The 12,500-nt window shown below is 28.9% G+C and carries 14 protein-coding genes; 13 read left to right on the top strand and 1 reads right to left on the bottom strand.

The window, feature by feature from the left end; all coding sequences use genetic code 11:
* The 13 genes from pabB (at window position 1) to KGF39_RS12595 (ending at window position 11,747) form a co-directional block, all read left to right on the top strand.
* On the top strand, window positions 1-1,350 hold the full coding sequence (gene pabB, locus KGF39_RS12655; RefSeq protein WP_227822581.1) for an aminodeoxychorismate synthase component I: 1,350 nt from the start codon (window positions 1-3) through the stop codon (window positions 1,348-1,350).
* Window positions 1,340-2,083 (top strand): aminotransferase class IV, encoded by a 744-nt coding sequence (locus KGF39_RS12650; protein WP_227822580.1) that lies wholly within the window; start codon window positions 1,340-1,342, stop codon window positions 2,081-2,083. The genes pabB and KGF39_RS12650 overlap by 11 nt, the downstream gene beginning before the upstream one ends.
* A gap of 33 nt (window positions 2,084-2,116) precedes the next feature.
* Window positions 2,117-2,818, top strand: a complete 702-nt coding sequence (locus KGF39_RS12645; protein ID WP_227822579.1) for a hypothetical protein — start codon at window positions 2,117-2,119, stop codon at window positions 2,816-2,818.
* Between the two features lie 25 nt (window positions 2,819-2,843).
* Complete coding sequence (gene folE / locus KGF39_RS12640) at window positions 2,844-3,416, top strand: GTP cyclohydrolase I FolE (RefSeq protein WP_054273429.1); 573 nt, start codon at window positions 2,844-2,846, stop codon at window positions 3,414-3,416.
* A gap of 66 nt (window positions 3,417-3,482) precedes the next feature.
* Complete coding sequence (gene folP / locus KGF39_RS12635) at window positions 3,483-4,274, top strand: dihydropteroate synthase (protein WP_161802964.1); 792 nt, start codon at window positions 3,483-3,485, stop codon at window positions 4,272-4,274.
* A 10-nt stretch (window positions 4,275-4,284) separates the two neighbouring features.
* Entirely contained in the window at window positions 4,285-4,650 is a 366-nt protein-coding gene (gene folB / locus KGF39_RS12630) for a dihydroneopterin aldolase (RefSeq protein ID WP_054273430.1), read from the top strand.
* Complete coding sequence (folK, locus tag KGF39_RS12625; protein WP_227822578.1) at window positions 4,643-5,149, top strand: 2-amino-4-hydroxy-6-hydroxymethyldihydropteridine diphosphokinase; 507 nt, start codon at window positions 4,643-4,645, stop codon at window positions 5,147-5,149. Before folB ends, folK begins: the two co-directional genes overlap by 8 nt.
* Window positions 5,130-5,915, top strand: a complete 786-nt coding sequence (gene aroF, locus KGF39_RS12620) for a 3-deoxy-7-phosphoheptulonate synthase (protein ID WP_054273432.1) — start codon at window positions 5,130-5,132, stop codon at window positions 5,913-5,915. Before folK ends, aroF begins: the two co-directional genes overlap by 20 nt.
* Before the next feature lie 220 nt (window positions 5,916-6,135).
* The gene (dnaG, locus tag KGF39_RS12615; protein ID WP_227822577.1) at window positions 6,136-7,962 is read left to right on the top strand and encodes a DNA primase; all 1,827 of its coding nucleotides are present in this window, start codon (window positions 6,136-6,138) and stop codon (window positions 7,960-7,962) included.
* Between the two features lie 17 nt (window positions 7,963-7,979).
* Window positions 7,980-9,146 carry an RNA polymerase sigma factor RpoD gene (gene rpoD / locus KGF39_RS12610; protein ID WP_054273434.1) on the top strand — a complete coding sequence of 389 codons (1,167 nt, stop codon included), beginning with the start codon at window positions 7,980-7,982 and terminating at the stop codon, window positions 9,144-9,146.
* Between the two features lie 164 nt (window positions 9,147-9,310).
* A complete protein-coding gene (locus tag KGF39_RS12605; protein ID WP_227822576.1) occupies window positions 9,311-10,000 on the top strand; it encodes a class I SAM-dependent methyltransferase in 690 nt (229 codons plus the stop codon).
* A 13-nt stretch (window positions 10,001-10,013) separates the two neighbouring features.
* Window positions 10,014-11,111 carry a Nif3-like dinuclear metal center hexameric protein gene (locus tag KGF39_RS12600; RefSeq protein ID WP_227822575.1) on the top strand — a complete coding sequence of 366 codons (1,098 nt, stop codon included), beginning with the start codon at window positions 10,014-10,016 and terminating at the stop codon, window positions 11,109-11,111.
* Between the two features lie 63 nt (window positions 11,112-11,174).
* Window positions 11,175-11,747 carry an NAD(P)H-dependent oxidoreductase gene (locus KGF39_RS12595; protein WP_227822574.1) on the top strand — a complete coding sequence of 191 codons (573 nt, stop codon included), beginning with the start codon at window positions 11,175-11,177 and terminating at the stop codon, window positions 11,745-11,747.
* A gap of 61 nt (window positions 11,748-11,808) precedes the next feature.
* Here KGF39_RS12595 and KGF39_RS12590 read toward each other — a convergent pair whose 3' ends face one another.
* The gene (locus KGF39_RS12590) at window positions 11,809-12,276 is read right to left on the bottom strand and encodes a pyridoxamine 5'-phosphate oxidase family protein (protein WP_227822573.1); all 468 of its coding nucleotides are present in this window, start codon (window positions 12,274-12,276) and stop codon (window positions 11,809-11,811) included.
* Between the last annotated feature and the right edge of the window lie 224 nt (window positions 12,277-12,500).

Below are 12,500 nucleotides of genomic sequence, written 5' to 3'. Positions count from 1 at the left end.
ATGATAAGAGAGATAAATACTAAACTGAATTCTTTTGAGATATTTACTATTTTTAGAAATGAACGTGACAGTTTTATATTAGATAGTGCTATGGATAAAGAAAAATTGGGAAGATATTCTTTTATAAGTAGCCAACCATTTAAGGTATTAAAATATAAAAATACTGATGAAAATCCTTTAGAAGTTTTAAAAGAGGAACTAGATAGATATAGGATTACAAATGATACTAACCTTCCATTTGTAGGAGGGGCTGTAGGATATTTATCTTATGATTTAGGTAATTATATAGAAAAATTACCTAGAACTACTATAGATGATATTGGTATGCCTGACATGTATTTTGGATTTTATAATCATGTAATAGTTATAGACCATCTTATGGAAAAAACTTACATAGCTACTCCAAATATAGATATAAAATTAGAAGAAAAGATAATTGACTACATAGAACAAAAAATATTAAAAGAAGAGAAAAAAGGTATAGATAGCATATGCTATCAAGAAAAAGAGGTAAAACCTATAAGGCTTAAATCTAACTTTACAAAAGAAGAATTTAAAAATGCAGTTCAAAGTGTTAGAGAGTACATAAGACAAGGAGATATATACCAAGCTAATTTAACACAAAGGTTTAGTGGAGAAACAGAACTTACAAGTTTTGAATTATATAGAGATTTAAGAAGATTTAGCCCAGCGCCATTTGGAGCATTTTTAAACTTTGAAGATGCACACATATTATCAAATTCTCCAGAAAGATTTATAAGATGTGTTAATAAGAAAATAGAAACTAGACCAATAAAAGGTACTCGTCCAAGAGGTAAAAATAAAGAAGAGGATTTAAAACTTCAACAAGAACTTAAAAATAGTGAAAAAGATAGAGCCGAACTACTTATGATAGTAGATTTAGAAAGAAATGATATTGGCAGAATATCTAAAACTGGAAGTGTAAAAGTTCCAGAATTGTTTGTAATTGAACCGTATGCAAATGTAAATCACTTAGTTTCAACAGTTGTAGGTGAGCTAAAAGATGATAAAGATGCTACTGATGTAATAAAAGCAACTTTTCCAGGGGGGTCTATAACAGGAGCACCTAAGATTAGAGCGATGGAAATTATAGATGAATTAGAGCCAACACAAAGAAATGTGTATACTGGTTCAATAGGGTATATAGGTTTTAATGGTGATATGGATTTTAATATAGCGATTAGAACAATAATTAAAAATGATAAAAAAGTCTACTTTCAAGTTGGAGGAGGAATGACTTGGGATTCTGACCCAGATGAAGAATATCAAGAAACACTTGATAAAGCAAAATCTATAATGAAGGCTTTGAGGGGATATTATGAAGAATAGTGTAGGTTTTGATAGTAGTTTAAGTAAATTTGGAATTGGTTTGTTTGAAACTATTAAAGTTAAAAATGGCATACCAATAGATTTAAATATCCATATAGAAAGAATGCTAAGTTCAATAAAATGCTTAGATTTAGATATAAACTATAAAAAAGATTTATTGATAAATGAAATTGTTACATATATAAAAAAAGAAAATGTTATTAATAAAGCACTTAGAATTACCGTTTTTGATGAAGGTTATAATATATCTATTAGAGATATTCCATATAATCAAGAGACCTATGATAAGGGGTTTAGATTAACTATATCACCAATAGTTAGAGGGAATAGTTTAATTCATAGACATAAGACTACTAATTATTTTGAAAATATATATACCAAAAATGTTGCAAATAAAGATGGTTATAATGATGGTATATTTGTAAACTCAGATGGTGTAATACTAGAATGTTCTATGAGCAATATATTTTTCATAAAAGGAGAAAGAGTGTACACTCCTAGTGGTAAATTACCAATATTAAATGGAATAATAAAAAAAAGGATTATAAAGATTTGTGACGAATTACATATAGAGTTGGTAGAAAATGAAATTAATATGTTAGAAATTAGTAGTTTTGATTTTGTTTTTGTCACAAATAGTCTTATGGGCGCTATGAAGGTTACAGAAATTGACAAAATAAAATTTAATAAAGAAAATGTTATTTTTGATAAAATAGTAGAATTATTAGAATAAATTAAAATATTAACAATTTATTGGAGACAAAAAATGATAGGTTGTATTTATGAAGTATATAATGAAGAGATAACTAAAATAATAGAAAACCAAAACACTTTAGCAGTGTATTTGGTGGGTTCTAGTAAATACGTAGATTTTACTCTTTATGATGTAGAAATAAACGATATTGATGTATTCGTTTTTGTAAAAGAAGGAGAAAAACAAGAGCGAGTGTTGTTTGAAAAAAAGGGAATAGAATTTGATATAAATTACTTTTCAAAAGATGGTGTAAAAAAATTATTATCAGATAGAGAGTACTTCTTTATTAAAGAGATGAAAGATGCTAAAGTACTATTTGATAATGGAAATATATCAAACGCTATAAAAGAGATAAGTAGAAATATTTACCTAGATGGTCCTAATAAAATGTCACTGGAAGAAAAGTCTTTTTTAAAACAAGATATTAAAGCAAAAATATCAAATTTAAAAAATAAAGAAAAATTTGATGTTTTTGAATATCATTTTTTGACGAATTTATATTTAAAAGATATAATAATTGGGTACTTTAATATAAATGATAAATGGGTACCAAAAGATAAAAAATTACTAAAAGTTTTGAAAAAAGAAAACAATGAGCTTTTTGAACTAGTATCAAGAGTAAGTGAAAACTATGATTATCAAAAACTTTTAGATGTTTATAATTATATTTTTAAAGAAATTGAGACAAAAGAGGTTATAAAACTAATCTTCTAGTCACAAATCAATGGGGGGAGTTTAAATGAATAAAGTTGATAAAGAAAAGATACAACATGCAGTAAGAGAAATATTAGAGGCAATTGGAGAAGACCCAGATAGAGAAGGTCTAATCGAGACTCCAAATAGAGTTGCTAGAATGTATGAAGAGATATTCTCTGGTCTTAGTGAAGAACCAAGAGAACATTTAAAAGTTCTTTTTGCAGATGAAAAACATGAAGAATTAGTATTGGTAAAAGATATTCCCTTTTATTCATGTTGTGAGCATCATCTAGTTCCTTTCTTTGGAAAGGCACATATTGCTTATTTACCAAAAGGAGGAAGACTTACAGGTCTTTCTAAACTTGCTAGAGTAATAGATACATTGGCAAAAAGACCACAATTACAAGAAAGAATCACTAAAAATGCCGCAGATATAATAATGGAAGAATTGCAACCTTATGGTGTCTTAGTAGTAGTAGAAGCTGAACATATGTGCATGACAATGAGAGGTGTAAAAAAACCAGGTTCAAAAACTGTTACATCAGCAGTGAGAGGTATATTTGAAAAGGATATTGCATCTAGAGCTGAGGCTATGAGTTTGATTACTATGAAGTAGCAATTTGTTTATAGATATAATCATTTATTTAGATATAAAATTTAATTTAAGGGAGTGTCATTAATTGTGTTTGATTATGGTAAAAGGACTTATATAATGGGAATATTAAATGTAACTCCGGATAGTTTTTCTGATGGAGGAGATTTTAATAACTTAGACATAGCAATACAGCATGCAAAAGATATGGTTGACCAAGGTGCTGATATAATAGATTTAGGAGGAGAATCTACACGTCCAGGTCATAGCTATGTGGACTCAGAGGAAGAGCTAAGAAGAGTAATCCCTGTAATAAAAAAACTTAAACAAGAACTAGATATACCAATATCAATAGACACTTATAAGGCAGATGTCGCAGAAGAAGCCTTAAAATTAGGTGTTACTATGGTAAATGATGTTTGGGGTCTTAGAAAAGATAAAAATATGGCTTCTGTAATAGGAAAATATGACGCAGAAGTGTGTATAATGCATAATCAAGATGGGACAAACTATGACAAAGATATAATGGAGTCAATAAAAGACTTTCTTAAAGAAAGCATAGAAATGGCAATAAACTGTGGAGTAAAAAAAGAAAAAATAGTACTTGACCCAGGAATAGGATTTGGCAAGGATTTTGAACAAAACATTGAAGTATTAAGGAGACTGAATGAATTAAAAGACTTAGGTTATCCCGTTTTACTTGGTACATCTAGAAAATCAGTAATAGGAAAAGTACTTCCAGTCGAACCTAAAAAAAGATTAGAAGGTACAATAGCTACCACTGTTCTTGGGATAAGAGATGGTGTAGATATAGTTAGAGTGCATGATGTTTATGAAAACTTAATGGCAGCTAGAATGACTGATGCAATATACAGAAAGTAGGTATAATATAATGGATAAAATATTACTTAGTAATCTGGGATTCTATGGATATCATGGTGTTCTTAAAGAAGAAAATTTTCTAGGTCAGAAATTCTTTGTTGACATGGAACTTTATGTTGACTCAAGAGAAGCAGGACTTAGTGACGATATAAATAAATCTGTAAGCTATGCTGAAGTTTACAGTGTTGTTAAGGATATTACTGAAAATAAACAATTTAATCTTTTGGAAGCTTTGGCAGAAAATATTGCTGAAGAAGTCTTAAATAAATTTATACTTATAAATGGAGTTATGGTTAGAGTTAGAAAGCCTGAAGCTCCTGTAAATGGTATTTATGACTATTTTGGTGTTGAGATAAGGAGAACAAGAGATGAATAAGGCTTATTTGGGAATTGGTACTAATATGGGTAATAGATTTGATAATTTATCAAAAGCATGCGAACTTTTGATAAATAGTGATTCTATATATAAAGTGAAAGAATCAAAGTTATACGAAACAAAACCATGGGGATATACAGAACAAGCAGATTTTCTAAATATGTGTGTAGAAATAGAAACAGAGTTTGAACCTTATGAGTTGTTAGAATATTGTCAAGAAATAGAGAAAGAGCTACACAGAGAGAGAATAGTACATTGGGGACCAAGAACTATAGATGTAGATATACTATTTTTTAATGATGTAGTTTCTACTGATGAAAGATTAATAATACCTCATCCAAGGATTCAAGACAGAGCTTTCGTTTTGATACCACTTATGGATTTAAATGAAGAACTTATAATAAATGAAAAATCAATAAAAGAACATTTAAACCTCCTATCTGCTGAAGAAAGAGAAGAAGTAAAGGAGCTTGTAGGTTATGAAAGAAAACCTATTTAATAATAATTCAAAGATAGAGATAAATACAAATAATAAAAAGATAGTTGTAAAAAAGGATAAACTTATAATAGCTGGACCATGTGCAATAGAGAGTTATGAGCAACTTTTAGAGACTGCTAAATTTGTAAAAAGTCATGGTGCAAATATTTTAAGAGGTGGAGCGTATAAGCCAAGAACATCGCCAAATTCATTTCAAGGATTAAAAAAAGAAGGTCTTGAGATATTAAAAGCTGTTAAAGAAGAAGTTGGTATAGCTGTTATTACAGAACTTATGGATATAAGGGATATGGATGAACTATACAGTATAAGCGATATAATTCAAATTGGCTCAAGAAATATGCAAAACTTTACTCTTTTAAGTGAAGTAGGAAAACAAGACAAACCTGTTATGTTAAAGAGAGGAATAGCATCAACAATTACTGAATGGATAGGTGCTTCTGAATATATAGCAATAGAAGGAAATAGTAATATTATAATGTGTGAGAGAGGTATAAGAACTTATAATGATTATACTAGAAACACATTAGATTTAGCTGCTGTACCAATTATTCAAAAGGAAACAGGTCTTCCTGTTGTGGTAGACCCAAGTCATGCTACTGGAGTCAGATACTTAGTAAAACCTATGTCAATGGCATCATTTGCATGTGGAGCAGATGGAATAATGGTAGAAGTGCATCCTGACCCAGAAAATGCTTTATCAGATGGTGCTCAATCTCTTTGCTTTAATGAATTTGAAGATTTAATGAAATCAATTAATAATTATTAAAAGAGGCAAAAGCCTCTTTTTTATTCGTAATGGTTATTGAGATGAATTTATAAGTTATATAATTTAATAGTTAGACTATTTGATATAAATAAAGACTTAATATTGATAGAATTAATATAAAAAATAAAATTTTTTTGATTAATAAGAAGGATATCAATAAAAAAAGTCGAATTCTGTATATTGAGTGATTGACAAATTTAGAATATAGTGTAGAATAGAAATGTTAACACAAAAAATTACACCAGAAGGTGATAATATGAATGATATAAAAGACATTATTGAAGAAATAAAAGCTAGATGCGATATAGCAAGTGTAATATCTGAATATATGAATATAAAACAATCTGGAGCTAATTACAAAGGATTATGCCCATTTCATGGCGAAAAGACACCATCTTTTTATATAAATACATCAAAACAAATTTATAAGTGTTTTGGTTGTGGTGAAGGTGGAGATGTGATAAATTTTGTCATGAAAATGGAAAATTTAGATTTTATGGATGCTGTAAAAATTCTAGCAAATAAATGCGGTATAGAAATTAATACTAACATGAATGAAGAAACTAGAATTAAAATAGAAAAATCTAAAAAATTTCAAGATATTCACACAGAAGCAGCTAGATTTTATCTTTCAAACTTGTTGGGAAGTAAAAATCTTGGGTATGAATATTTAAGAATAAGAGGACTAGATGATAAAATTATTAAGAAATTTGGTTTAGGATTTTCTTTGGATTCATGGAATTCGCTTATGAACACTCTAATCAGTAAAGGATATAAAAAACAAGATTTATTGGAGTGTGGTCTAATTGCAAAAAATAGAGATGGAACTAATTGCTATGATAAATTTAGAAATAGAGTTATGTTTCCTATATTCGACTATAGAGGAAACATAATAGGATTTGGAGGAAGAGTATTGGATGATTCTTTGCCAAAATACTTAAATTCTCCAGATACATTAATTTTTAATAAAAAACAGAACTTATATGGATTAAATTTTGCTAGAAAAAATTTAGAGAGTAAAAGTATAGTTTTAGTTGAAGGGTATATGGATTTAATTTCGCTTTATCAGTACGGTATAAGAAATGTAGTAGCAACCCTTGGAACAGCCTTGACTGAACAACAAGGCATTTTAATAAAGAGATATGCGGACACTGCTATTATATCTTATGATTCTGATGAAGCAGGAATAAAAGCGACTTTAAGAGCTATAGATATACTTACTAAATTAGGTATCAATGTAAAAGTGTTGGATTTAAAAGATGCTAAAGACCCAGATGAATTTGTAAGAAAATATGGACTTAGTGATTATAAAAAAGCTATGGATGTTTCTACTCACTACATAAAATATAAAATAGATCATCTTAAAAAAGAATTTAACATTCAAAAAGATGAAGAACGAGTGAAGTTCGCAAAAGAAGCTTCTAAAATTATAAAACAATTGACAAGTCCTGTTGAAATTGATTTTTATACAAAGTATTTAAGCAATCAAATAGATATTAATGTCGAGTCTATAAAGAGAGAAATCTATGGTAAAAATTATAATAAGCTGTATAATAACAAAAATCAAAAAAAAGTAGAAGAAAAAGTAATTGAGAAAGTCGAAGTTAGACAAGACGGAAAACAATTAGTTGAAGAAACTCTAATAAAAATAATGTTAGAAGATAAAAAAATTAGAGAAATAGCCTTACTTAAAGTAGAAGAAAGTGATTTTTTATTGAAAGAAAGTAAAGAAATTTTAAATTACATGATTAAAAATCAAGAATTGGACAAAATAACTATTGACAAATTGAAAAGTTTAAACATATCCGAAGAATACTTAAAAGAATTAAATTCAATTTCTTTGAATAGTATAAACTTAGAGAACACAAAGGAAATAGAAGGAATAATAACAAATATCAGAAAAAACTCATTAGAAGAGCGAATTAATAGCTTGTTGATAGAACAACAAGAATTAGAAAATAATAATGATATGAAAGAGGTAGATGGTAGAGTTATGGAAATTGCTTTAAAAATAGTTGAGATAAATAAAATTTTAAAGAGCTTGTAGAGAAAGGAGGTTTGAGTGTGGAAAATAAATCGAATAAAAAAGAGTTAAAAAAGGTTACTGCTAAGACATTAATAGAAAAAGGAAAAAAGCAAGGTTCTCTTACACTTGCAGAGATAATGGAAGCTTTTTCGGAGACTGAACTTGATAAGGATCAAGTAGAAAATCTTTATGAGACTTTAGGGAATCTGGGAATAGAAATAACAGAAACAAAAAATTATAAAGCTGATATAGATTTTTCGGTTGCTGATGACGATTTAAGTATGAGTCACTTAGACGAAGATGCAGAAGCAATTTCACATGACGACTCTTCTGCAATAGAAATAGAAACTGTGGACTTATCTTTACCAAAAGGGATAAGTATAGATGACCCTGTAAGAATGTACTTAAAAGAAATAGGAAAAATTCCTCTACTTAAACCACATGAAGAAGTAGAATTTGCTAGAAGAATGCACGAAGGCGATGAGATAGCAAAACAAAGATTAGTTGAGGCAAACTTAAGACTAGTTGTAAGTATAGCAAAAAGATATGTAGGAAGAGGTATGCTTTTTTTAGATTTAATACAAGAGGGAAATTTAGGTCTTATAAAAGCAGTCGAAAAATTTGACTATACAAAGGGATATAAGTTTAGTACTTACGCAACATGGTGGATAAGACAAGCTATAACACGTGCTATTGCAGACCAAGCTAGAACTATAAGAATACCAGTTCATATGGTAGAGACTATAAATAAATTAATAAGAGTATCAAGACAACTACTTCAAGAACTTGGAAGAGATCCAAAACCAGAAGAAATTGCAAAAGAAATGGAAATGACAGAAGATAAAGTAAGAGAAATAATGAAAATAGCTCAAGACCCTGTATCTTTAGAAACTCCAATAGGAGAAGAAGAGGATAGCCATTTAGGTGATTTTATTCCAGATGATGATGCTCCAGCCCCAGCAGAGGCAGCAGCATATTCTTTATTAAAAGAGCAAATAGAGGATGTACTTGGCTCATTAAATGATAGGGAGCAAAAAGTATTAAAACTTAGATTTGGTCTTGAGGATGGTAGAGCTAGAACTCTTGAAGAAGTTGGAAAAGAGTTCGATGTAACTAGGGAAAGAATAAGACAAATAGAAGCAAAAGCACTAAGAAAATTAAGACATCCAAGTAGATCAAAAAAACTTAGAGATTATTTAGATTAAAAAGATACATCATTAATGTTTTTGTGATAAAGGCCATGAGATAAGTGATATCTCATGGCTATTTTGTAGTAAAGATTTAATTTTATTTTTGTAGTTATTTTAGTTTAGTGCCTATAACTTGGACTAAATTCTATAAATAAAGGGAATTGAAAGGAGAATTATATTTGAAATTAACAGATAGATTATTGAAAATAGCATCATTAGTGACAGATGGTAAAAAAATAGCTGACATAGGAACGGACCATGGATACATACCAGTATATTTGTTAAAAAAGGGAAGAGTACCATTTGCAGTGTTGGCGGATGTTAATAAAGGACCTCTTGACAATGCACGTAAAGAAGTCATACAGAACAATTTTTTAGATAAAGTTGATTTACGATTGGGTTCTGGTATAGAGATTCTTGAAATAGGAGAAGTAGAAGAAATAATAATTGCTGGTATGGGTGGAATTCTAATAAGTGAGCTTCTTGAAGCTAAAAAAGAAGTAGCACACAGTGTAGAAAAATTAATACTACAGCCGATGCAAGCACAAGAAGAACTTAGACGTTACCTTTTAAACAACGGTTATGAAATTTTAGAAGAAGTTTTAGTGAGAGAAGATTTTAGAATATATGAAATAATAGTTGCCAAATATACAGGTAAAAATACTATAATAGAAGATGAGATATATTATGAAGTTGGAATAAAACTTTTAGAAAATAAAGACTCTCTTTTTAACGATTTTATAGAAAAAAAGATAAGGACATATAGTTCTATAGTTAGTAAGCTAGAAGGAAAAAATGGGGAATCGATAGATAAGAAGAGAGAAGAAAGTGAAGTTGCAATAAAAAAACTTGAAAATTTAATAAAATAAATTGGAGGTATATATGCTATTAAAGAGTCTAACTAGAAAAATTGAAAAAAAGTATCCTCTAAACTTAGCTGAGGATTGGGACAATGTAGGTCTTATAGTTGGAGATTTTGATATGGATGTAAAAAAGGTATTAGTGTCTTTGGAAGCTAATGAAGATGTTATTGATGAAGCTATATCTAAAAATATAGATTTAATTGTGACACATCATCCTTTTATATTTGGAAAAATTAATAAGATTAATAGTGCAGACTTAAAAGGTAGGCTTATACAAAAACTTATTAAAAATGATATATCACTTTATTCTATGCATACCAATTTTGATATAGCATTTGATGGTCTAAATGACTATTTTATGGAAATTATGGAATTTGGTAACTCAAACGTTTTAGATGTAACTGAAAGCGAGAATTTATACAAACTAGCAGTGTATGTTCCATGCAACTATTCAGATGAACTTAGAAGGGTTTTAAGCAATTCAGGAGCAGGTCATATAGGAAATTATAGTGATTGTACGTTTTCAATAGAAGGTGAAGGACAATTTAAGCCATTAGAAGGCTCTAATCCGTTCCTTGGAAGTGTAAATGATATAGAAACTGTAAATGAGGTTAAAATTGAAACTGTGGTACCACAGAAGCTTTTAGGCGGGGCAATAAGTTCTATGTTGGATGCACATCCCTATGAAGAAGTTGCGTATGATTTGTACAAACTAGAAAATAAAGGGAAGACATTTGGTCTAGGAAGAATAAGTAGACTTGATGAAAGTATGACATTAGAAAATCTTTCAAATAAAATAAAAGAAAAATTAAATATGAAGCATATCAGAGTGGTGGGAAATCTCAATACAAATATAACAAAAGTCGCTGTCGTAACAGGAGCTGGTTCAGAGTTTGTAAAAAAAGCTAAAAGACAGGGAGCAGAAGTTTTAATAACTGGTGATGTAAAGTATCATGAAGCACAAGATGCACTTGATATTGGAATGTGTATAGTGGATTGTGGTCATTTTGATACAGAAGATATATTTAAGAATGTTATGAAGAGATTTTTGGATGAATTTAGTGAAATTGAAGTAATAAAAAGTGATATATATTTAAATCCATTTAGTATAATATAGTAGTATTTGATTATAAAAATACTACTATAAAAAATAAATTTGAATTTAATCAGGGGGATAAAGATGAAAGCAGCAGTAATTTTTCATAGTGTTTGTGGGAGTACATATTTATTAGCGAGAGAGTATAAAAAAGTACTTGAAGAAATGAGTATAGATGTAGCTATATTTAAAGTAAGTGATGAAGTTGCAAAAACACTTCCTCAATATTATTTAATAAATTCTAAAGAATATAAAGATGAGTTTGAAAGTATAAATGTAATTAAGTCTGGAAAAGAGCTACTAGATTATGATGCTATATTTATAGGGTCACCAACTTATTATGGAAATGTATCTGGGCAAATGAAGATGTTTATGGATAGTTTTTCTGATATTTGGGTAGGAGCATCTTTAAGCGGGAAAATATTTGGTTGCTTTGCTACAGCAGGTTCACAACATGGGGGAGGAGAGCTAGCTTTACAAGCAATGAATATATTTGCCCAACATATGGGAATGATTCTTTTGTCAGTTCCATGTACAGTAAGAGGAGGTCATCCAGCCTATGGAATACTTCATATAGCAGGAGATAACTCCGACATAAGACCAAGTAATGATGTTAAGTTAGGTATAAGAGATTACCTAAAGAGACTTAATATATAAGAATATTAAATAAAAATACCTAAAAGTGGTTGTATATATACTTTTAGGTATTTTTATTTGATTATAAACGTGAAGCTTTACCAGAAATATGGTCAATTTCTATTTTAACTACAGTTGTTAAATTCATATCTTTCTCTATGTATTTCATGCCTTCTTCAAAAAATCCTTTAGAATATTTTTTTATTATTTCTACAAGAGCATTTTTCTTTTCTTCATCTTCCACAGTAGAAGCTTTCCCAAATATTATAGCACTAGAATAAGTAGTACTAAATTTGTCAGGGATAACATTTTCATTAGTAACTACTAAAAAAGAAACTTTGTTGTTTTTTGATATATTATCTAGCTTATGACCATTTCTTGCACAGTGGAAGTAAATAGAATCATTAAAGTACACGTAGTTTACAGCAACTCCATAAGGATAGCCATTTTCAGATATAGTGGAAAAAGTACCAAATTCACCATTTTTTAATACTTCTACAGTATTTTCTTTCGTCATTTCTCTCTTTTTCAATCTCATTTCTCTAAACATAATATCATCCTTTCTAATTTTAATGTTTAAATTAAATTTTAGAACATTTATAAAGATTATGCTATGCTTTTTATAAATTTTATGGAAAATAAAAAATTATAGTTGACAATTATAAAAATTTAGAATATTATAATATCAACAGCAAATTAAAAATCCTATGACAAGGAAGAGTAATTATGTTTAGCTTCAACATAGAGAGCTGAGGATGGTGGAATCTTAGCAAG

The sequence above is a fragment of the Clostridioides sp. ZZV14-6345 genome, from assembly GCF_020657775.1.
Lineage (GTDB): Bacteria > Bacillota > Clostridia > Peptostreptococcales > Peptostreptococcaceae > Clostridioides > Clostridioides difficile_D.
This window is presented reverse-complemented; position numbering and strand designations above follow the sequence as displayed.

Bases quoted from the DNA above. Each gene is read 5' to 3' on its own strand.
- folE (WP_054273429.1), top strand. From the start codon at position 2,844: ATGAATAAAGTTGATAAAGAAAAGATACAACATGCAGTAAGAGAAATA.
- pabB (WP_227822581.1), top strand. From the start codon at position 1: ATGATAAGAGAGATAAATACTAAACTGAATTCTTTTGAGATATTTACT.
- KGF39_RS12590 (WP_227822573.1), bottom strand. From the start codon at position 12,276: ATGTTTAGAGAAATGAGATTGAAAAAGAGAGAAATGACGAAAGAAAAT.
- KGF39_RS12595 (WP_227822574.1), top strand. From the start codon at position 11,175: ATGAAAGCAGCAGTAATTTTTCATAGTGTTTGTGGGAGTACATATTTA.
- KGF39_RS12600 (WP_227822575.1), top strand. From the start codon at position 10,014: ATGCTATTAAAGAGTCTAACTAGAAAAATTGAAAAAAAGTATCCTCTA.
- aroF (WP_054273432.1), top strand. From the start codon at position 5,130: ATGAAAGAAAACCTATTTAATAATAATTCAAAGATAGAGATAAATACA.
- dnaG (WP_227822577.1), top strand. From the start codon at position 6,136: ATGTTAACACAAAAAATTACACCAGAAGGTGATAATATGAATGATATA.
- folK (WP_227822578.1), top strand. From the start codon at position 4,643: ATGAATAAGGCTTATTTGGGAATTGGTACTAATATGGGTAATAGATTT.
- KGF39_RS12645 (WP_227822579.1), top strand. From the start codon at position 2,117: ATGATAGGTTGTATTTATGAAGTATATAATGAAGAGATAACTAAAATA.
- KGF39_RS12650 (WP_227822580.1), top strand. From the start codon at position 1,340: ATGAAGAATAGTGTAGGTTTTGATAGTAGTTTAAGTAAATTTGGAATT.
- folB (WP_054273430.1), top strand. From the start codon at position 4,285: ATGGATAAAATATTACTTAGTAATCTGGGATTCTATGGATATCATGGT.